This window comes from Nocardiopsis baichengensis YIM 90130, from assembly GCF_000341205.1.
Lineage (GTDB): Bacteria > Actinomycetota > Actinomycetes > Streptosporangiales > Streptosporangiaceae > Nocardiopsis_A > Nocardiopsis_A halophila.
In genome coordinates, this window is record NZ_ANAS01000007.1 from 133,799 (window position 1) to 154,104 (window position 20,306).

Sequence of the window (20,306 nt, forward strand, 5' to 3'; positions counted from 1 at the left end):
GTGCTACTCGGCGGGGGCGGGAGCCTGGTCCTGCCCGTCTCCGCCACCATAGGCGGGCACCGGCTCGATGTGCTCGCGGGTCACCCGTTTGCGGAAGACCCAGTAGCTCCAGGCCTGGTAGCCCATCACCACCGGGAGGAACACCGCCGCGACCCAGCTCATCACGGTCAGGGTGTAGGGCGCCGAGGACGCGTTGGCCACGGTCAGGTCGAAGGCCGGGTCGAGGGTGGAGGGCAGCACGGCGGGGAAGAGCGAGCCGAACAGCGTCACCGAGGCCAGGCCGATGGTCGCCGCGGTGCAGGCGAAGGAGCGCCCCTCCGAGCCGCGCAGCGCCAGGACGACGCCGGCGACCAGGGCGGCCGCGGCGACGGCCACGATCGGCCACGTCCAGGTCTTCCCGTGGGCCAGCTGCGTCCAGACCAGGAACACCGCCCCGGCCGGCACGGCGACGCAGGCGGTGCGCAGCGCCGCGGTGCGCGCGCGGGAGCGCACCGGCTGGCCGGTCTTGAGGGTCAGGAACAGCGCCCCGTGCAGGATGAACAGCGACAGCGTGGTCAGCCCGCCCAGCAGCGCGTAGGGGTTGAGCAGGTCGATCACCCCGGCGCGCAGGATCTCGTCGCCGTCGACCGGCATCCCCCGCACGATGTTGGCGAAGACCAGGCCCCACAGGAACGCGGGCAGGGCGCTGCCCCAGAAGATGGCCCGGTCCCACCAGGCGCGCCAGCGGTCGGTGTCGCCCTTGCCGCGGTACTCGAAGGCCACACCGCGCACGATCAGCGCCAGCAGGATCAGCAGCAGCGGCAGGTAGAAGCCGCTGAAGGCGGTGGCGTACCAGGCGGGGAAGGCGGCGAACATGGCGCCGCCGGCGGTGATCACCCACACCTCGTTGCCGTCCCAGATCGGGCCGATCGCGTTGATCATCACCCGCCGGTCGACGTCGCGCCTGCCCAGGACGGGGAGCAGGATCCCCACACCGAAGTCGAACCCTTCCAGGATGAAGTAGCCGGTCCACAGGACCGCGATGGCGATGAACCAGACGGTTGCCAGATCCATGTCTGAGGTCTCCTAGCGCGGGCGCGGGCGGGGGGTCAGTAGACGAAGGCGGGGACGTCGCCGGTGTCCTCGCCCTCCTCGGGCTCGGGCACCACGTGCGAGGGGCCGCCCTTGACGTAGCGCCACAGCAGCCCGGCCTCGACGACGGCGAGCACGCCGTAGATGAGGGTGAAGACGGTCAGCGACAGGGCCACCTGGCCCAGGCTGACGCCGGGGGAGACGCTGTGCGCGGTCAGCAGCTGCCCGTGCACCGTCCAGGGCTGGCGGCCCATCTCGGTGAGGACCCAGCCGAGGATGTTGGCCGCGAGCGCGGCGGGCAGCGCGGCCACGGCCGCGTAGTAGAACCAGCGGGTCCGGGGCAGGCGGCGCTTGCGGGTCAGCCACAGCCCGAGCGCGGAGACGGCCACCCCGAACAGGCCGAACCCGATCATCAGGCGGAACGACCAGTACATGATGAACACGTTGGGGATGTAGTCCACGTCCCCGTACTCGGCGTACTCCTGTTCGTACTGCTCCTGGAGGTCGTTCATGCCCTCGACGGTGCCGTCGATGGTGCCGGTGGCCAGGAAGCTGAGCACGCGGGGGATGGTGATGTCGATGGTGTTCACGCCGCTGTCGGTGTCGCCCACGGCGAAGGTGGAGAAGGGCGCGCCCTCCTCGGTCTCCCAGTGGGCCTCGGCGGCGGCCAGCTTCATCGGCTCGTACTCGGCGGCGAGCTTGGCCTGGTGGTCACCGGAGTAGACGACGACGATCCCGGCGAGCAGGGTGACGACCATGCCGGCGCGCAGCGTCTTGCGGAACAGCTCGTGGTCGCCGGCGGGCGGCTCGACGCCCTTCTCCCCGGTGTCGCCGTGCCGGCGGGCGCGCCAGAGCTTGAAGGCGCTGACGGCGGCGACGAACAGCCCGGCGGTGATGAAGGCGGCCGAGACCACGTGCAGGAACGTGGACCAGGCCTGGGGGTTGGCCAGGACGGCCCCGATGCTGGTCAGCTCGGTGCGGCCGTTCTCGGGGTTGACCGTGAACCCGACCGGGTGCCGCATCCAGGCGTTGGCGGCCAGGATGAAGTAGGCCGACAGGTTGGTGCCGATCGCGGCCAGCCAGATGCAGGCGAGGTGCACGCCGCGGGGGAGCCGGTCCCACCCGAAGATCCACAGCCCGATGAAGGTGGACTCCAGGAAGAAGGCGAGCAGCGCCTCCATGGCCAGCGGTGCGCCGAAGACGTCGCCGACGAAGCGGGAGTACTCGCTCCAGTTCATGCCGAACTGGAACTCCTGCACGATCCCGGTGACCACGCCCATGGCGAAGTTGATCAGGAAGAGCTTGCCGAAGAACTTGGTGGCGCGCAGGTACTCGTGCCTGCCCGTCCGGTACCAGGCGGTCTGGAGGGAGGCCACGATGACCGACAGGCCGATCGTCAGCGGTACGAACAGGAAGTGGTAGACGGTGGTGATACCGAACTGCCACCGAGCCAGGTCGAGTGCTTCCATGCGCCTCTCCAGCCAGCAATGGACCGACAAGTCGTAGTACGACACAGCGTAGTGCTACGGGATGTAGTAGATCCACCGAGGGGCCGCCCCCGCCTGCGGGCGCAGGGTGGGTCCGAGGACGACGATAGGCGGGCCCGGCCGCGGGCGCCGCACCGGCGGGCCGCTCTTTACCAGGGGCGATGCGGACTTTTCCGGTGCCGTTGCGCGCCGGGCCCGCGGCCGTGGTGAATCGGGGGGCGCCCTGGGCGGGCCGCTGGGGGTGACGGACGCCTCAGCGTCCGCCTCCGTCGACTGCGGGCCGGTCGCCGGTGCCGGGGCGGAGGAGAGGGGGCGGGTCAGTACTCGCCGGGGGGCAGCGCCGGGATCTCGGCCGAGATCGCCTCGCTGATCGCCACCAGCCCCTGGGCGGGGGCCCCGTAGGAGGCCGGGACCGACAGTTCGACGTAGGCCTCGCGCGCCATCGCGGTGTACATCGTGGGTTCGTCCTGGGGCTCGGGGAGCCAGGCGACCTCGTCCACGACCATCAGCTCGGAGTCCGGGCGGTAGGCGTCGGGCCGCGGAACCCCGCAGCGCAGCGCGATCACCGGGTCGCCCCAGGCCGCCACCAGGGGGGAGTCCGCCTGGGCCTGGGTGCGCTCCTGGCCGAAGAGGGTCTCGGGCAGCCGCTCGGCCAGCCCCTCGCACAGCTCCGCGGTCTCGGCGTCCGGCTCGGGGACCGGCATGTCCACCCCGCCGCCGGTGCACCCGGCCAGCAGGACCAGCCCTGTGGCCGCGGCGCCCGCCGCTCCCTTGCGCATCGGCCCTCCCGGGTCGCTCAGATCTGCACGATGGGGCAGGTCAGCGTCCGCGCGATGCCGTCGAGCCGCTGGATGCGGGCGACCACGAGCCGCCCGAGGGCGTCGATGTCGTCGGCGTGCGCGCGCACGATGACATCGTAGGGGCCCGTCACGTCCTCGGCCTCGCTGACTCCGTCGATCCCGCGGATGAGCTCCGCCAGATCACCGGCCCGGCCGACCTCGGTCTGCACGAGAACATAGGCCTGCACCATGGTGGAACCCTCCCAGGTCATCCGGAGAACATGCGGATACGGCGACGGCGTCCGGATGGGGCCGCGCGCCGATTTCGACGGGGTACGCGCGGGTCAACACGCCCTCGACCACTGCGCCGGATTGGTCACCGTACCCTGAGGGCTGTGTCGAGCACCATTGGGGACCTGGGCGAATTCGGCCTGATCGCGCGCGTGACCGCCAGATTCCCCGAGACGGACGATGTAATCCTCGGGCCCGGAGACGACGGCGCGATCGTCTCGGCCGCGGACCGGCGCGTGGTGGCCAGCACCGACGTGCTGGTCGAGGGGAGGCATTTCCGGCTCGACTGGTCCCGCGCGCGCGACATCGGCCACAAGGCCGTGGCGCAGAACGCCGCCGACATCGCCGCCATGGGCGCGCGGACCACCGCGCTGCTGATCGGCCTGGCCGCCCCCACCGACCTCCCCGTCCGCTGGGCGGAGGAGTTCGCCGAGGGCGTGCGCGAGGAGTGCGCCGAGGTCGGGTGCACCGTCGTCGGCGGCGACACCGTCAGCTCGCCCACCCTCACCGTCTCGGTCACCGCCCTGGGATCCTTGGACGGCTCCCGCCCCGTGCTCAGGAGCGGGGCGAGGCCGGGCGACCGGATCGCGGTCACCGGGCCGCTGGGGCTCTCGGCCGCCGGGCTGTCCCTCTTCGAGTCCGGCCGCTCCGACGCCGACGCCGCGCGCGCGGCGGTGGCCGAGCACCGCTCCCCGTCTCCCCCCTACGCCCAGGGGCCGCATGCGGCCCTCGCCGGAGCCACCGCCATGCTCGACGTGAGCGACGGCCTCACCCAGGACCTCGGGCACATCGCCGAGGCCTCCGGGGTGCGGATCGACCTGCGGCGCGACGCCCTGGTCCCCGCCCCGGAGCTGATCGCCGCCGTGGAGCTGCTCGCCGCATCGGGCCACCCCTCGGGCGGCGCGGGGCGGTCGCCCCGGGAGGCGGCCGTGGACCTGATGGCGGTCGGCGGCGAGGACCACGCGCTCGCCGCCGCGTTCCCGCCCGGCGCCCCCCCGCCCGAGGGGTGGACGGTCATCGGTTCGGTCCACGAGGCGTCCGGCCCCGAGGAGGCGCGGGTGACCCTGGACGGGCGCGCGCCCGCGCGCGGCGGTTGGGACCATTTCGGCCGGTAAGGCGCGGGGCCTGCGCTGCCCGGTCGCGCAGGGGGTGGATGTGCGGAAGGTGAGAGAGTCGGGTTTGGGGGGTAAATCACGCTAAGCTGGCGCCCCGAGCCGCATGTGCGGGGCGACGGACGGGGAGCGGATCGGAAGGCTTGGCGTTATGGGGCGCAATGACGGGTCCGGCAAAGCCCGGCGCGGTGCGCACCGCTCAGAGCCCGAGCAGTCCGGCCCCCTGCAGACCGTCGGCATCGTGCTCGGCAGCACCGTGCCCAAGAAGGTTCGCCCGCCCCGCCTGCTGAGCGTCCTGCTCCTCTCCGGCGTCACCCTGGGGCTCGTGCTCTTCGGCTACAGCACCACCCAGATCTACCTCAGGTTCAGCGAGCCCCCGGTGGAGCACGGGACCTCCCCGTCCGGAGGACCGGCCGGAGGCCCCTCCGCCGCGCCCGGGGACGGCACCGGGGGCGGCGAGGCCCGCGCCGAGCAGGAGCAGGGCACCGGGGTCACGGAGGGCGCCGACGGCGCTGACGGTTCCGGCGACGGCGGCCCCGGGGAGGCCGGGCGCGAGAGCGCCGCCGGAGAGCCGGCGGCGATGTCCTACACCACCGTGGACGCCTCGTCCTCGAACTTCACCGGTCGGGTCACCCTGACCAACACCGGCGCGGACACGCTGGACGGCTGGGAGCTGGTGCTCGGCTTCGACGGGGCCACGGTGACCTCGGCCTGGGACGTCGAATGGGAGGCCACCGGCGACGGCGTGGTGGCCCGCGCCCCCGACTGGGGCGACGGACTGGCCCCGGGGGAGTCGGTCGAGGTCAACTTCACCGCCGAGGGCACCGCGCAGGCCCCCAGCACCTGCGTCTTCAACGGTGAGTCCTGCTCCCTCTGAGCTATCGGCCCCGCTCTCTCCGTCCCTCGTTCCGCGCGGCCGCTCCGGTGCCGGGGCCGCCCCGGCCGGGTCGCTCGCCCCCACCCGTCGCAGGGAGGTCCTACGGTAGGTGTCCGGCGGACCTGCGCGACGTGAGGAGAGCCGGTGATCAGTTGGGACGAGCCGCTGCGCACCACGCAGGGGGCGGCCGCGGCCAAGAAGTTCGCGGCCGAACTCGACCTGCACACCGCGGGCGACCTGCTGCGGCACTACCCGCGCCGGTACGCCTACCGCGGCGAGCTCACCGACCTGGCGGCCCTGGCCGAGGGCGAGCAGGCCACGGTGGTGGCCGAGGTGCTCAGCGCCACCAAGCGCGACCTGCGCGGCGGCGGCCGCGGGCGCCCCCGCAGCCTGCTGGAGGTGGTGATCACCGACGGCACCGGGCGGCTCACCCTGGCCTTCTTCCACAACGCCGGGTACCACCTCAAGGAGCTGCGCCCCGGGCGGCGCGGCATGTTCGCCGGGAAGGTCTCCACCTACCGCGGCAAGAAGCAGCTGGCCCATCCGGTCTACGAGATGCTGCCCGACGACGGCACCGGCGACGAGCGCGCCCGCGAGTTCGCCGACCGGCCCATCCCGGTCTACCCCGCCACCAAGGGCCTGGCATCGATGACCATCGCCCGCTGCGCGGCCACCCTGCTCGACCAGGCCGAGGGCGGCGGCGGGTTCGCCGACCCGCTCCCGCCGGACCTGCGCGAGCGGCACCGCCTGGTCGGCATCGACGAGGCCCTGGAGAAGATCCACCGGCCCGCCGACACCGACGACATCGGACGCGCCCGCAAGCGCCTGAAGTGGGACGAGGCCTTCGTGCTGCAGCTGGCCCTGGCGCAGCGGCGCAAGGCCGCCGGGCAGGTCCCCGCCAAGCCCCGGCCGCGCGTTCGGGACGGCCTGCTCGACGCCTTCGACGCCGCGCTGCCCTTCGAACTGACCGAGGGCCAGCGGAAGGTCGGCGGGGTCGTCGCCGACGGGCTGGACTCCGCGCACCCCATGCACCGGCTGCTCCAGGGCGACGTGGGCGCCGGCAAGACGCTGGTGGCGCTGCGCGCCATGCTCCAGGTGGTCGACGCCGGCGGCCAGGCCGCGCTGCTCGCCCCCACCGAGGTCCTGGCCCAGCAGCACCACCGCTCCATCACCCGGATGCTGGGGCCGCTGGCCGAGGCCGGGCTGCTCGGCGGCGCCGACCGGGCCACCCGGGTGGCGCTGCTCACCGGGTCCCAGGCCGCCTCCGCGCGGCGCGAGGCGCTGCTGGAGGCGGCCTCCGGGCAGGCCGGGATCGTCGTGGGCACCCACGCCCTGCTGCAGGAGCACGTCTCCTTCGCCGACCTGGGGCTGGTCGTCGTCGACGAGCAGCACCGCTTCGGCGTGGAGCAGCGCGACGCGCTGCGCGAGAAGGCGGCCGACGGGCGCCCGCACGTGCTGGTGATGACGGCCACGCCGATCCCGCGCACCGTGGCCATGACCGTTTACGGCGACCTGGACGTGGTCGCGCTGGACCAGCTGCCCGCCGGGCGCTCGCCCATCGCCACGCACGTGGTCCCCGCCCGGGACAAGCCGCACTTCCTGGACCGGGCCTGGGAGCGGATCCGCGAGGAGGCCGCCCAGGGGCGCCAGGCCTACGTCGTCTGTCCGCGCATCGGCGGCGACGACGGGGACGAGGAGGGGGCCGCCGGGCCCGCCCCCGAGGAGGGCGAGGAGGCCCGCCGCCCTCCGCTGGCCGTCCTGGAGGTGGCCCGCACGCTGAGCCAGGGGCCGCTGTCCGGTCTCCGGGTGGAGGCGCTGCACGGGCGGCTCTCCCCGGACGAGAAGGAGGCCGTGATGGGCCGCTTCGCCGCGGGGGAGACCGACGTCCTGGTCGCCACCACCGTCATCGAGGTGGGCGTGGACGTGCCCAACGCCACCGTCATGGCGATCATGGACGCCGACCGGTTCGGCGTCTCCCAGCTGCACCAGCTGCGCGGCCGCGTCGGGCGCGGGAGCCTGCCGGGGCTGTGCCTGCTGGTCACCGAGGCCGAGGAGGGCGGGCCCTCCCGGCAGCGGCTGGACGCGGTGGCCGCCACCACCGACGGGTTCGAGCTGTCCAGGGTCGACCTGGAGCAGCGCCGCGAGGGGGACGTGCTCGGCGGCGCCCAGTCCGGCAAGCGCTCGTCGCTGAAGATGCTCACCCTGCTCCGTGACGAGGACCTCATCGGCGAGGCCCGGGAGGAGGCCGCCGCCCTGGTCGAGCGCGACCCCGAGCTGGCCTCCCACCCCCCGCTGGCCCGGGCGCTGGACGACCTCCTGGGCGAGGACCGCGCCGAGTTCCTGGAGAAGGCCTGAGCGCCTGGAGAAGGCCTGAGGCCGTCGGCGGGCCCGTGCGCCCTGGTCGGCGGGGGCGGCGCGCTCCGGAGGCCCGCCCGCCGTGCCGTCCCGGTACGGTTTGGCCCATGACCCGCATCATCGCCGGTTCGGCCGGAGGGCGCCGCATCGCCGTCCCCGACGGCCGTACCACCCGCCCCACCAGTGACCGCGCCCGTGAGGCGCTCTTCGCCTCCGCGCAGTCCGACCTGGGGCCGCTGGACGGGCTGCGGGTGCTCGACCTGTACGCCGGGTCGGGGGCGATCGGGCTGGAGGCGCTCTCCCGGGGCGCCGCGCACGCCCTCATGGTCGAGGCCGACCGCAGGGCCGCCGCGGTGGTCCGGCGCAACATCTCCTCCCTCGGCCTGCCCGGGGCGCACCTGGCCGCCGACCGGGTCGCCCGGGTGCTGGAGCGCGGCCCCGGCGGCGACCCCTACGACCTGGTGGTGGCCGACCCGCCGTACGCGGTCGGCGAGGACGAGGTCGGCGCGGTGCTCGCCGCGCTGCGCGACCACGGGTGGCTGGCCCCGGACGCGCTGGTGGTGCTGGAGCGCTCCGCGCGCGGCCCCGACCCCGACTGGCCGCGCGGCTATGCGGGGGCCAGGGTGCGCCGGTACGGCGAAGCGGCGCTTTGGTACGGTCGCGCCGCGAGTCGTCCCGACCATTCCCCTGCCGCGGGGCACAATCCCGGGTAAGGCGGCGCCTGCCGCCCCGCCCGGCAGGAAGGAGCACCCCACCGTGCGCCGACGCGTCGTGTGCTCCGGGTCCTTCGACCCGGTGACCAACGGACACATCGACATCATCGGCCGGGCCGCCCGGCAGTTCGACGAGGTCGTGGCCGCCGTGCTGACCAACGTCAACAAGCGCGGGCTGTTCGGTGTCGACGAGAAGCTCGACATGCTCCAGGAGAGCGTCAAGCCCTTCGACAACGTCACGGTCGACACTTTCGACGGGCTGCTCGTCGACTACTGCCGCGACAACGGCATCGAGGTGATCGTGCGCAGCCTGCGCTCGGTCAGCGACTTCGACTACGAGCTGCAGATCGCGCAGATGAACTACCGCCTGGCGCAGGCGGAGACGGTGTTCATGACGGCCAACCCGCAGTACTCCTTCCTCAGCTCCAGCCTGGTCAAGGAGGTCGCCCAGTACGGCGGCGACGTCGAGGGACTGGTCACCCCCTATGTGGAGGAGCGCCTGCGCCGCAAGTTCGCCGAGAGCGGCTGAGCGGCGCCTGCGGGGCCCACCGCACGGGCGGCGGATGAGCCGGCCGGCGGCCCGGCGCCCGCTGGCGATTTGGGCCCGACCTGCCCGGTCGCTAGACTGACGGTTTGACCGCGGTCCCTTGTTCGCGCGTGCCGCGCGCGGGGAAGGGGCCGCGGCCACGTCCGGCGACAACCCGTGTCGGCCCCGGCCGACCGTACCGAAAGCGCGATCACACTGACTCGTATCGATCCCCGGTCCCCGTTCGCGGTCGACACCCGGCCGCTGGGGCGGCAGCCCGGCAGCATGCGCACCATGACGCGCATGGTGCCCGCACCGGCGTCGCTGGCGACCGGAATGGCCTCCGTTCCCGAGGGCTCCGACGTCGAGCTGGACTTCCGGCTCGAAGCGGTGCTGGAGGGGGTGCTGGCCACGGGCACGGTCCGGGCCCGGTACCAGGGCGAGTGCGGGCGCTGCCTGGACGCCGTGTCGGCCTCTTTCGAGTCCGGCTTCCAGGAGCTCTTCCACTACCCGGAGGAGGACGCCTACGGCCGCCCCGAGGAGGGCGCGGACGCGGACGCCGACGAAGAGGACTACTATCTTGAAGGAGACCTGCTCGATCTCGAGCAGGTCGTCCGCGACGCGACCGTGCTCGCGTTGCCGCTCTCGCCGCTCTGCCGGGACGACTGCCCCGGACTGTGCGCCGAGTGCGGTGTCAAACTCGCCGAGGCCGGCGCCGACCACGGCCACGGCGAGCGCGTCGATCCCCGGTGGGAGGCGCTGCGCAAGCTGGGCCTGGATTCGGGCGACAGCTGAGTTCTTCCCCGCGATCGGCGGGGGTGTACCGGTAAGTGAGCTCCCGCGCCGCGGGGGTGACCCAGGAGGATTGAAGTGGCCGTCCCGAAGCGGAAGATGTCGCGGGCCAACACCCGTATGCGCCGTTCCCAGTGGAAGGCGAAGCGCCCGTCGCTGGTGAACTGCCCCCGCTGCCGCGACCCGAAGCTCCCGCACGTCGCCTGCCCGACGTGCGGCACCTACAACAACCGCCAGGCCGTCAACCCGGCCTAGCGCGCGCACAGGGCGGGCCCGTCCCTGGGGAACCGGGAGCGGGCCCGCCTTTTGGGCTGGGCCGCCCCCAGACCGACAACCTCGAATAAGCTTGACTTCGCGCCGATTCGGGCCCATCCCGAGGTCGTGGTGGCCGCCGATGGCGGTGCGGCGCCCCGCGCCCGCCGCGCAGCGGCGGCCACCACGGCTTCGAGCGACCCTGGACGGCTCGGAAGCGGCCGTGTGCCCCGGCCGGCGGGGCGGCGGGCCGCCGTGGATCTAGGGAGTGAGCGTCCGGTGTCCTTTCAGATCAGTGCGGCCGAGGCCAAGGAGTTCCACAAGGCCATCGGCGTGGAAATCGACGGCGAGGTCCTGGCGCGGGCGCTGACGCACCGCTCCTACGCCTACGAGAAGGGCGGCCTGCCCACCAACGAGCGCCTGGAGTTCCTCGGCGACTCGGTCCTGGGGCTCATCGTCACCGACACCCTGTTCCGCGAGCACCCCGACCTGCCCGAGGGGCAGCTGGCCAAGCTCCGCGCCGCGGTGGTGAACATGCGGGCCCTGGCCGACGTCGCGCGCGGCCTGGGCATCGGCGGCTACATCCGGCTGGGCCGCGGCGAGGAGGGCACCGGCGGGCGCGACAAGTCCTCCATCCTCGCCGACACCCTGGAGGCCATCATCGGCGCGGTCTACCTGGACCGCGGCCTGGACACCGCCTCCGAACTGGTGCACCGGCTCTTCGACCCGCTCATCTCCACGGCCTCCGGCCTGGGCGCCGGGCTGGACTGGAAGACCTCGCTGCAGGAGCTGACCGCCTCGGAGATGCTCGGGGTGCCCGAGTACCACGTCGACGAGAGCGGCCCCGACCACCAGAAGACCTTCCGCGCCACCGTGCGCGTCGCCGGCACCGACTACGGCGCCGGCGAGGGCCGCAGCAAGAAGGAGGCCGAGCAGCAGGCCGCCGAGTCGGCCTGGAAGGCCATCCGCGCCCGCTCGGGGGCCTCCACCGAGGCGCAGGGGTAGCACCGTGCCCGAGCTTCCCGAGGTCGAGGTCGTCCGCGGCGGCGTCGAGCGCTGGGCGGTGGGCCGCGCCTTCGAGGGCGTCGAGGTCCTCAACCCCCGCTCGGTGCGCCGCCACGCGGCCGGCCCCCGCGACTTCGCCGACCGCCTGGCCGGCCGCACCGCCACCGGGACCGCCCGGCGCGGCAAGTACCTGTGGCTGGTGCTGGACTCCGGGGACGCGCTCCTGGCGCACCTGGGGATGAGCGGCCAGCTGCTGGTGCAGCCGGGGGAGGCGCCGGCCGAGCGGCACCTGCGGGTGCGGCTGCCGATGCCCGCCGACGGCCGTGAGCTGCGCTTCGTGGACCAGCGCACCTTCGGGCACCTGATGGTCGCCCCGCTGGTCGAGGCGCCCGACGGGGGCGTGGTCCCCGACGTGGTCGCGCACATCGCCCCCGACCCGCTGGACCCGCTGTTCGACGAGGAGGCGTTCGCCGCCGCGCTGCGCCGCAAGCGGACCGGGATCAAGCGTGCACTGCTCGACCAGTCGCTGGTCAGCGGTATCGGCAACATCTACGCCGACGAGGCGCTGTGGCGGGCGCGCCTGCACGGGGAGCGGCCCACCTCGGGCCTGCGCAAGGCGCAGGTCTCGCTGCTGGTGGCGCAGGTGCGGGACGTGCTCCGGGAGGCCCTGAAGGAGGGCGGGACCTCCTTCGACGGGCTGTACGTCAACGTCAACGGGGAGAGCGGCTACTTCGAGCGCGGGCTGAAGGCCTACGGGCGCGGCGGCGAGCCCTGCGAGCGGTGCGGCACGGCCATCCGCCGGGACGCGTTCATGAACCGCTCCTCCTACACCTGCCCGCGCTGCCAGCCGCGGCCCCGCGGCGCCCGCCCCGCGGGATGACGGTGGGGCCCGCGCGGGGCGGTGCGGGGCGGATCGGGGCGACGCTGTGCCGGGCTGCGGTGCGGGGCGGCGCGGTGCGGACCGAGCGACACGAGAGGGAACGGGGAGGACCGGCCATGGGGGAGACCGGCGACGGCGCCGCATCCGGGGACGGGCGCGTCCGGCTGACGGCCTGGGTGCGCGGACGGGTGCAGGGCGTCGGCTTCCGGTGGTGGACCCGCGCGCGGGCGCTGGAGCTGGGGCTCACCGGCGCGGCGACCAACCTGTCCGACGGGCGCGTCGAGGTCGTCGCCGAGGGGCCGCGCGACCGTTGTGAGGAGCTGCTCTCCCAGCTCAGGGGTGGTGCGACGCCGGGGCGCGTCGACGCTGTCGTGGAGAGCTGGGCACAGTACCGGGGTTCCTCCACCGGGTTCGTCGAGCGTTGAGTATCCTGGTGGGGTGACGCGATTCGCGGGCGCCCCCCGCAGCGTTTCCCGCACGGCGGGAACAGCGGGACCGGGGTGCCTCCGTGCGGATCGTGCGCTGTGTCCTGCCCAGGTCACAGCGTGATTACCGACAGTTCCGTGCAACCTTGACCAGTGACGTCCGCGGTGAGACTCTGGAAGGCAGACCGCGCTCCGAATCCACCCACGAGGCGGGTGGCGCGATCCTTCTCGTGGCTCATATGCGTGTGAACCTCATCTGGTCACTCAGTGTGGAGGACCCACATCATGGCGAAGGCTCTACTCGGCCACGTCGGCGGTCCTGACCCTCGAATGGTTCAGGAGATGCGACGACTGCAGAAGCGGGTACGCGACCTCGAAGACGAGATCGGTCGACTCCAGGCGCGCAATGACCAGCTGTCCGCGTCCGTCGCCGATGTCGCCGTCGGCGCGACCGACCGCGAGCCCGCGCTCGCGTAATATCCGCAGCACTATCACGCACTCGGCATAAAGGGACGCCCCGGCCGCTGCTCGCGCGGCCGCAGGACCGGCGTCCCTTGGGTGCACTTCTCGGGATACTTCCCGTCCTCTCCGCAGTTCCGCCATCGTCATTCGGGGATGTACCCCCGGGGATTTCCCACAATCCTCACCGTGGCGGGCGACTCTCGGGCCGATTGCGGCCTCTTTCCGCGGCCGCTCATGGCACCCTTGGACCCGTCGGTCCGAAATCCGGACCGGAACCGGGAGCACCGGTGACGCCGAGGCCGGAGGGGACGCGGGGTGTACCTGAAGAACCTGACGCTGCGCGGCTTCAAGTCCTTCGCCTCCGCCACCAACCTGCGCTTCGAACCCGGGATCACCTGCGTGGTGGGGCCCAACGGGTCGGGCAAGTCCAACGTGGTCGACGCCCTGGCGTGGGTGATGGGCGAGCAGGGGGCCAAGAGCCTGCGCGGCGGCAAGATGGAGGACGTCATCTTCGCGGGGACCTCCTCCCGCCCGGCGCTCGGGCGTGCCGAGGTCTCCCTGACGATCGACAACTCCGACGGCGCCCTGCCGATCGACTACACCGAGGTCACCATCCGGCGGACGATGTTCCGCAACGGCGGCTCGGAGTACGCCATCAACGGCGACACCTGCCGTCTGCTGGACATCCAGGACCTGCTCAGCGACTCGGGCATCGGCCGGGAGATGCACGTCATCGTCGGCCAGGGACAGCTGGACACGGTCCTGCACGCCGGCCCTGAGGAGCGGCGGTCTCTCATCGAGGAGGCCGCCGGCATCCTCAAGCACCGCAAGCGCAAGGAGAAGGCGCTGCGGAAGCTGGACGCGATGCAGGGCAACCTGGACCGCGTCACCGATCTGACCGCCGAGCTGCGCCGCCGCCTCAAGCCGCTGGGGCGCCAGGCGGAACTGGCGCGCAAGGCCCAGGTCATCCAGGCCGACCTGCGCGACGCGCGGCTCCGGCTGCTGGCCGACGACATCGCCACGCTCACCGGCGAGCTGGAGAAGGAGGAGGCCGACGAGGCCGAGGTCCGCCGCCGCCGCGAGGCCGCCGAGCGGTCCCTGAGCGAGGCCCAGGAACGGGAGAGCGTTCTGGAGGAGGACGCCGCCCGCTCCGCGCCCGCCCTGGCCCGCGCCCAGGACGCCTACCACGGGCTCTCCCGGCTCCGGGAGCGCCTCGGCGCGGTGGCCGGGCTGGCCGCCGAGCGCCACCGCAACCTCGCCGCCGCCCCCGCGGAGGAGCGCGGCGGCCCCGACCCCGAGGAGCTGGAGCAGGAGGCCGAGGAGGCCGCCGCCCAGGAGGAGGCGCTCCGCTTCCGCCTCGAGGAGGCCCGGGAGGGGCTGGACGAGGCGGTCCGCGTGCGGACCGAGGCCGAGTCGGCGCTGGAGGCCGAGGAGAAGCGGATCGCGGCCGCCGCACGCGCAGCCGCCGACCGCAGGGAGGGCCTGGTCCGCCTGCGCGGCAAGGTCGACGCCGTGCGGGGCCGGCTGGCCGCGGGCGAGGCCGAGGTCCAGCGGCTCGACGAGGCCGCCGCCGAGGCCCGCGAGCGCGCCGAGGCCGCCCGCCTGGAGTACGAGGAGGCGGCCGAGGCCTCTGAGGGCTTGGAGGAGGGCGACGCCGAACTGGACGGCGCCCTGGAGCAGGCCCGCGCCGACCTGGAGGGGGCCGACGCCGAACTGGCGCGGCTGCGCGACGCCGAGCGCACCGCCGAGCGGGAGCGCGCCGCACTGGTGGCGCGCAAGGAGGCCCTGGAGATGGGCCTGGAGCGCAAGGACGGCGCGGCCGCCCTGCTCGCCGCGGGCGAGGCGCTGCCCGGCGCGATCGGCGCCATGGCCGAGCTGGTGGACGTCGAGCCCGGACACGAGGACGCGGTGGCCGCCGCCATGGGCGCCGCATCCGAGGGCGTGGCGGTCGAGGGCCTCGACGGCGCCGAGGCGGCGCTGGCCCTGCTCAAGCAGGACGAGGCCGGGCGCGCCGGTGTGGTGGTGGCCCAGGCCGGCCCCGCGCTCGCGCGCGAGGACTGGCCGGAGCCGCCCGAGGGCTGCAGGTACGCCCGGGACGCGGTGACCGCGCCCGAGCGCCTGGCCGGCGCGGTGACCGCGCTGCTGGAGCGGGCGGTGCTGGTCGGTGACGCGGCGCAGGCGCGCCGGGTGCTGGCCGCCCTCCCGGAGCTGACCTGCGTCACCCCTGACGGGGACGTGTTCGCGGGGGCGCTGGTGCACGGCGGGTCGGCGGGCGCGCCGAGCCTGCTGCAGGTGCAGGCCGCCGTCGACGAGGCCGCCGAGCGCATCGCCGCGGCCGACGCCTCCTGCCGGGAGGCGGGCGAGGCCCTGGCCGGGGCGCAGGAGCGCCGGGACGGGGCCGCCGCCCGGGTCGAGGAGCTGGGCGCGCGCCGCCGCGAGGGCGACAAGCGCCGCAACGAGCTGGCGCAGCGGCTCGGAAAGCTGGGCGGGCAGGCCCGTTCGGCCGAGGCGGAGGTGGAGCGGTACGCGGCCGCGGCCGCCAAGGCGGCCACCGGGCGCCAGACCGAGCTGGACACTCTGGCCGAGCTGGAGCAGCGGCTCGCCGCCGCGGACGCGGAGCCCGCAGAGGACGACGAGCCCGACACCGAGCGCCGGGACGCGCTGGCCCGGGAGTCCTCCGAGGCCCGCCAGGCGGAGATGGAGGCGCGGCTGGCGGTGCGCACCTCCGAGGAGCGGGTGCGCTCCATCGAGGGGCGGGCCGCGGGGCTGCTGCGCCAGGCCCAGGCCGAGCGGGAGGCCCGGGAGCGGGCCGAGCGCCGCCGCCGGCTCCGCGCCGAGCAGGCGCGGGTGGCCGAGGCGGTGGCCGAGGCGGCGCGCCTGGCCCTGGAGCGCATCGAGCACTCGCTGGCCGAGGCCGAGCGGGTCCGGTCCGAGGCCGAGCGGCGCCGCCAGGAGCAGGAGGGCGAGCTCAAGACGGTGCGCGCGCGGGTGCGGGAGCTGTCGGTGGAGCTGGAGAAGCTGGTCAGCACCGTGCACGGCAGCGAGGTGGCGCGCGCGGAGCGCCGGATGCGCCTGGAGCAGATGCACACCCGGGCGGTGGAGGAGCTGGGCGTCGAGGTGCCGGTGCTGCTCGCCGAGTACGGGCCGGACGTGCCGGTCCCGCCGTCGGCCGACGCCGAGGGCGATGCGGCGGTTCCGGTGCCCTATGTGCGGTCGGTGCAGGAGAAGCGGGCCAAGGAGGCGGAGCGGAACCTGAACCGGCTCGGCAAGATCAACCCGCTGGCGCTGGAGGAGTACGCGGCCCTGGAGGAGCGGCACGCCTTCCTCAACGCCCAGCTGGAGGACCTGAAGAAGACCAAGCGCGACCTGCTCCACGTCGTCAAGGAGGTGGACGACCGGGTGCAGGAGGTGTTCTCGGCGGCCTTCGGCGACGTCGAGCGGGAGTTCGCGAAGATCTTCGGCCGCCTGTTCCCGGGCGGGGAGGGCAAGCTGGTCCTCACCTCTCCGGAGGACATGCTCTCCACGGGGGTGGAGGTGGAGGCCCGCCCGCCGGGCAAGAAGGTGAAGCGGCTGTCCCTCCTGTCGGGCGGGGAGCGGTCGCTGACCGCGGTCGCCTTCCTGGCCGCGATCTTCAAGGCGCGGCCGTCCCCCTTCTACGTGATGGACGAGGTCGAGGCCGCCCTGGACGACACCAACCTCCAGCGCCTCCTGGTGATCTTCGAGGAGCTGCGGGAGTCGTCCCAGCTGATCGTGATCACTCACCAGAAGCGCACCATGGAGGCGGCCGACGCCCTCTACGGCGTGACCATGCAGGGCGACGGCATCTCCCAGGTGATCAGCCAGAAGCTCGACCGCAAGGCCGCCGAGGAGATCAACCCCTACGTCGCCTGAGGGGACGAAGGGACAGGGCGGCGACGGCGCAGCCGGTGCCCCGCTCCGGCCTGCTTGCCGGCCGCCGGGTTCCCGGGGTGCAAGCGGGAAGGCGGCGACGGCGGAGCGGGGCGGTTCCCCGGGGCCGCCGGTCGGCCGCCCGGCCTCTCGCGGTCCCGGTGATGAGCAGCAACGACGGGACGGCTGGTCCCCCGCTCACTCGCCGCCGCCGGGCGCAGGCGTCCCGGCGGTACCAGCGATGAGCAGCAACAACGGGACAGCCGGTGCCCCGCTCACGCCTGCCTGCCGGGCGACAGGGCCCTTCGGCGCCAGGGAGACGGCGACGACAAAGCGGGGCGCTTCCCCGGTGTCGGCGGTCGGCCGCCGGCCCCTCGCGGTCCAGGAACAGCGGCGACGACGGGACGGCTGGTCCCCCACTCGTGGGCTCCGGCCGGGTGGCGGGCCGCCGGGGTGCCGGGGGGGAGGGACGGCGAGGACAAAGCGGGGCGCTTCGCCGGTGATGCCGGTCGGCTGCCGGGCTTCTTGCGCTCCAGGAACAGCGGCGACGACGGGATAGGCGGTGCCCCGCTCGCGCCTGCTGGCCGGGTGGCGGGCCGCCGGGGTGCCGGGAGACGGCGGCGACGACAAAGCGGGGTGCTTCCCCGGTGTCGGCGGTCGGCCGCCGGGCTTCTTGCGCTCCAGGAACAGCGGCGACGACGGGACGGCTGGTCCCCCACTCGTGGGCTCCGGCCGGGTGGCGGGCCGCCGGGGTGCCAGGGGGAGGGGCGGCGACGACAAAGCGGGGCGGTTCCCCGGTCCTGGCGGTCGGGCGCCGGGCCTCCCATGGTCAGGGGCGGGGGGACGGCAGGGGGCGCGCTCGGCCCGCCTGCCGGGGCTGGCCGGGTGGCCCGCCGCCCAGATTGCTCCCCCGTCTTCGCGTTCCGGGCACACCGGGCGCGCCAGGCGGCGGCAGTGCATCGATAGTGGTGGTATCGCCACGGAATGCGCATTTGCGTGGCGATACCGCCACTATCGATGGGGAACCGGCCCTTGCGGGCCGACGTCCGGCCGGGGCGGCCCGCCGGTCGTCCCGTTTGTCCGGATCGGGAGGGGGTGCGGGCCTCGCGCGCGCCCGGAGCGGCCCCGCGGGCGGGGCGGGCGTGCGGTGGCGGCCAGACCAGAACGGGATTCGGTGTCCTGCGCCCCTTCTACCGGCACACCAGACCCGATTGCGGCACTCTTCGTCACCCCGAGTAAGCGGAAAGGGGTCGAGGTCGGTGCGAGGCCCGGCACGGGCGGGTGCCCCGCCCCCCTCCTGGCGCCCCCGCCCTCCTCGGCGAGCGGACGAACAGGGGCAATGAGGACACCGTGGCACCGAACCGCGTTCTGGTCTGGCCGCGATCGCACCCGGGAGCCGCCAGGAGGCGTCGATCAGCGCGCCCCCGCCCTCCCCGCCCCTGTGACGGTGCGTGTTCACCCAGGTCAGGAGGGAGTCGTCGGTTAAGGGAGGCCCGGCGCGGGCCAGGTTCGGCGCCGCGGGCGCGGGCGGGAGGCGGTCGGCCCCGCCACACCCCTGCCGGGACCGCGAGAGACCCGGAAGCCGACCGCCGCCCCTGAGGAACGGGCCCGCCTCCTCTTCGCCGCCCTCCCCTGGCACCCCGACGACCCGCCACCCGGCCGGAGCCCGTGAGCGGAGCACCAGCCGTCCCGTCGTCGCTGCTCTTCCCGGACCGCCAGAGGCCCGGCGGCCGACCGCCGACACCGGGGAACCGCCCCGCCTCCTCGTCGCCGCCCCTCCCCCTGGCACCCCGACGACCCGCCACCCGGCAAGCAACACCGAGCGGGGTATCCGCTGTGCCCTCGTCGCCGCTCTTCCCGGACCGCGAGGGGCCCGGCGGCCGACCGGCGGCACCGGGGAACCGCCCCGCCACGTCGTCGCCGCCCTCCCCCTGGCACCCCGACGACCCGCCGCCCGGCAAGCAGGCGTGGGCGGGGCACCGGCTGCGCCGCCAGCGCCCTCTCTGGTGACCGGCCGCCCGCCTGTCGGGTGGCAGCGCTACCGAAAGGTGCGGGGCTCCGCCGTCCGGCGGTCGGCCCGTCGGGAGTGTGGAAGCGGGTCCCGTCGGCGTCCGCCGGCAGGGGCTTCGGCGGGGCGGTGGCCACCGTGTATGGGCCTGTCAGGGGAGCGGGCCGCCGGGGATCGGACGGGAGCGACTAAAGTGGACACGTTGACCTGCTCCTTCGCCTCCGGCGAAGCGGCTGGTCAACGGCACCGCGTGAGCGAAGTCCGGGAGGGCGGCCTGCGGCCGCCCGGATCCGGCGCTGCCCCGCAACTGTGACGCCCGCCCTCCGGGGCGGGACGAGCCAGGTCGCCTCTGCGGTGCCGGCGTCCACTGTCCTCGTGGGAGGGACAGTCCGCCTCGGCGGGCTCGGTGCTTCCCCACGCCACAAGCAAGAAGGAGTGCCGTGCGCATCGCACGCTTCACCACGGCGGCCGCCCTGCCCGCCGTGCTCGTCCTGTCCGCCTGCGGCGGTTCCGACTCCGGCGGGAGCGAGGGCTCCGCCGACGCCGGGGGCGCCTACCCGGTCACCGTGAACGACGCCAGGGGCGAGGTCACCGTCGACGCCGAGCCCGAGCGCATCGTCTCGCTCTCGCCGTCGAGCACCGAGATGCTCTTCGCCATCGGCGCCGGCGACCAGGTCGCCGCCGTGGACGAGCACTCCGACTACCCGGAGGAGGCCCCCACCACCGGCCTGTCCGGGTTCACCCCCAACGTCGAGGCCATCACCGAGGAGGACCCCGACCTGGTGGTCATGTCCCAGGACGCCGAGGGCGCCGCGGACCAGCTGGAGTCGGTCGGGGTGCCCGTCCTGGTGCTGGAGGCCGCCACCGCCTTCGACGACACCTACGAGCAGCTGGAGACGCTGGGCGGGGCCACCGGCCACGCGGAGGAGGCCGACGCCGAGGCCGAGCGCATCCGGGACGAGATCGAGAAGATCACCACCGAGACCCGCGAGGCGCTCGGCGACACCGAGTTGAGCGTCTACCACGAGGTGGACGACTCGCTGTACTCGGCCACCTCCGACACCTTCATCGGCCAGGTCTACTCCGAGCTGGGCCTGGAGAACATCGCCGACGGGACCGACGGCGCCGCCGAGTCCGGCGGCTACCCGCAGCTGTCCCCCGAGTTCGTCGTCGAGGAGGACCCCGACCTGGTCTTCCTGGGCTACCCCGGCGGGGACGCGGTGGACGACCTGGAGACGCGCCCGGCCTTCGACACCGTCACCGCCGTGGAGAACGGCGACATCGTCCAGCTCGACCAGGACATCTCCTCCCGCTGGGGCCCGCGCGTGGTCGACCTGGTCCAGAGCGTCTCCGACGCGGTGATCGCCGCCCAGGAGGACTGAG

17 protein-coding genes are annotated in these 20,306 nt (G+C 74.2%); 13 read left to right on the forward strand and 4 right to left on the reverse strand.

Annotated elements, in window-relative coordinates; genetic code table 11:
• Positions 1–3: 3 nt before the first annotated feature.
• The 4 genes from cydB to C892_RS0108300 form a co-directional block, all read right to left on the reverse strand.
• A complete protein-coding gene (cydB, locus tag C892_RS0108285) occupies positions 4–1,053 on the reverse strand; it encodes a cytochrome d ubiquinol oxidase subunit II (protein WP_017556812.1) in 1,050 nt (349 codons plus the stop codon).
• Between the two features lie 35 nt (positions 1,054–1,088).
• On the reverse strand, positions 1,089–2,540 hold the full coding sequence (locus C892_RS0108290; protein ID WP_017556813.1) for a cytochrome ubiquinol oxidase subunit I: 1,452 nt from the start codon (positions 2,538–2,540) through the stop codon (positions 1,089–1,091).
• Between the two features lie 335 nt (positions 2,541–2,875).
• Positions 2,876–3,337, reverse strand: coding sequence for a DUF3515 domain-containing protein (locus C892_RS0108295; RefSeq protein ID WP_017556814.1), 462 nt, complete (start codon positions 3,335–3,337; stop codon positions 2,876–2,878).
• A 17-nt stretch (positions 3,338–3,354) separates the two neighbouring features.
• The gene (locus tag C892_RS0108300) at positions 3,355–3,588 is read right to left on the reverse strand and encodes an Lrp/AsnC family transcriptional regulator (RefSeq protein WP_026124226.1); all 234 of its coding nucleotides are present in this window, start codon (positions 3,586–3,588) and stop codon (positions 3,355–3,357) included.
• Between the two features lie 144 nt (positions 3,589–3,732).
• Here C892_RS0108300 and C892_RS0108305 point away from each other — a divergent pair, with 144 nt between their 5' ends.
• The 13 genes from C892_RS0108305 to C892_RS0108365 all read left to right on the forward strand — a co-directional run bounded on the left by C892_RS0108305 (position 3,733) and on the right by C892_RS0108365 (position 20,305).
• Positions 3,733–4,743, forward strand: a complete 1,011-nt coding sequence (locus tag C892_RS0108305; protein WP_017556815.1) for a thiamine-phosphate kinase — start codon at positions 3,733–3,735, stop codon at positions 4,741–4,743.
• Positions 4,744–4,891: 148 nt separating this feature from the next.
• Positions 4,892–5,617 (forward strand): cellulose binding domain-containing protein, encoded by a 726-nt coding sequence (locus C892_RS0108310; protein WP_026124227.1) that lies wholly within the window; start codon positions 4,892–4,894, stop codon positions 5,615–5,617.
• Between the two features lie 144 nt (positions 5,618–5,761).
• Positions 5,762–7,972, forward strand: coding sequence for an ATP-dependent DNA helicase RecG (gene recG / locus C892_RS0108315; RefSeq protein WP_017556816.1), 2,211 nt, complete (start codon positions 5,762–5,764; stop codon positions 7,970–7,972).
• A gap of 107 nt (positions 7,973–8,079) precedes the next feature.
• Complete coding sequence (gene rsmD / locus C892_RS0108320; protein WP_017540047.1) at positions 8,080–8,685, forward strand: 16S rRNA (guanine(966)-N(2))-methyltransferase RsmD; 606 nt, start codon at positions 8,080–8,082, stop codon at positions 8,683–8,685.
• 58 nt (positions 8,686–8,743) lie between these two features.
• Positions 8,744–9,214: a pantetheine-phosphate adenylyltransferase gene (gene coaD, locus C892_RS0108325; protein ID WP_017556817.1), complete on the forward strand. Its 471-nt coding sequence runs from the start codon at positions 8,744–8,746 to the stop codon at positions 9,212–9,214.
• Between the two features lie 174 nt (positions 9,215–9,388).
• The gene (locus C892_RS0108330; protein WP_017556818.1) at positions 9,389–10,006 is read left to right on the forward strand and encodes a YceD family protein; all 618 of its coding nucleotides are present in this window, start codon (positions 9,389–9,391) and stop codon (positions 10,004–10,006) included.
• A 75-nt stretch (positions 10,007–10,081) separates the two neighbouring features.
• Positions 10,082–10,258 carry a 50S ribosomal protein L32 gene (gene rpmF / locus C892_RS0108335; RefSeq protein ID WP_017540050.1) on the forward strand — a complete coding sequence of 59 codons (177 nt, stop codon included), beginning with the start codon at positions 10,082–10,084 and terminating at the stop codon, positions 10,256–10,258.
• 276 nt (positions 10,259–10,534) lie between these two features.
• A complete protein-coding gene (gene rnc, locus C892_RS0108340; protein WP_017540051.1) occupies positions 10,535–11,260 on the forward strand; it encodes a ribonuclease III in 726 nt (241 codons plus the stop codon).
• Positions 11,261–11,264: 4 nt separating this feature from the next.
• On the forward strand, positions 11,265–12,140 hold the full coding sequence (gene mutM / locus C892_RS0108345; RefSeq protein WP_017556819.1) for a bifunctional DNA-formamidopyrimidine glycosylase/DNA-(apurinic or apyrimidinic site) lyase: 876 nt from the start codon (positions 11,265–11,267) through the stop codon (positions 12,138–12,140).
• 116 nt (positions 12,141–12,256) lie between these two features.
• The gene (locus C892_RS0108350) at positions 12,257–12,565 is read left to right on the forward strand and encodes an acylphosphatase (protein WP_017556820.1); all 309 of its coding nucleotides are present in this window, start codon (positions 12,257–12,259) and stop codon (positions 12,563–12,565) included.
• Between the two features lie 285 nt (positions 12,566–12,850).
• On the forward strand, positions 12,851–13,042 hold the full coding sequence (locus C892_RS30425; RefSeq protein WP_083932690.1) for a hypothetical protein: 192 nt from the start codon (positions 12,851–12,853) through the stop codon (positions 13,040–13,042).
• 300 nt (positions 13,043–13,342) lie between these two features.
• Positions 13,343–16,918 (forward strand): chromosome segregation protein SMC, encoded by a 3,576-nt coding sequence (smc, locus tag C892_RS0108360; RefSeq protein ID WP_017556821.1) that lies wholly within the window; start codon positions 13,343–13,345, stop codon positions 16,916–16,918.
• A gap of 2,445 nt (positions 16,919–19,363) precedes the next feature.
• On the forward strand, positions 19,364–20,305 hold the full coding sequence (locus C892_RS0108365; RefSeq protein ID WP_017556822.1) for an ABC transporter substrate-binding protein: 942 nt from the start codon (positions 19,364–19,366) through the stop codon (positions 20,303–20,305).
• Position 20,306 lies beyond the last annotated feature (1 nt).

Bases quoted from the DNA above. Each gene is read 5' to 3' on its own strand.
- C892_RS0108300 (WP_026124226.1), bottom strand. From the start codon at position 3,588: ATGGTGCAGGCCTATGTTCTCGTGCAGACCGAGGTCGGCCGGGCCGGT.
- rsmD (WP_017540047.1), top strand. From the start codon at position 8,080: ATGACCCGCATCATCGCCGGTTCGGCCGGAGGGCGCCGCATCGCCGTC.
- C892_RS0108350 (WP_017556820.1), top strand. From the start codon at position 12,257: ATGGGGGAGACCGGCGACGGCGCCGCATCCGGGGACGGGCGCGTCCGG.
- C892_RS0108290 (WP_017556813.1), bottom strand. From the start codon at position 2,540: ATGGAAGCACTCGACCTGGCTCGGTGGCAGTTCGGTATCACCACCGTC.
- C892_RS30425 (WP_083932690.1), top strand. From the start codon at position 12,851: ATGGCGAAGGCTCTACTCGGCCACGTCGGCGGTCCTGACCCTCGAATG.
- C892_RS0108310 (WP_026124227.1), top strand. From the start codon at position 4,892: ATGGGGCGCAATGACGGGTCCGGCAAAGCCCGGCGCGGTGCGCACCGC.
- C892_RS0108295 (WP_017556814.1), bottom strand. From the start codon at position 3,337: ATGCGCAAGGGAGCGGCGGGCGCCGCGGCCACAGGGCTGGTCCTGCTG.
- cydB (WP_017556812.1), bottom strand. From the start codon at position 1,053: ATGGATCTGGCAACCGTCTGGTTCATCGCCATCGCGGTCCTGTGGACC.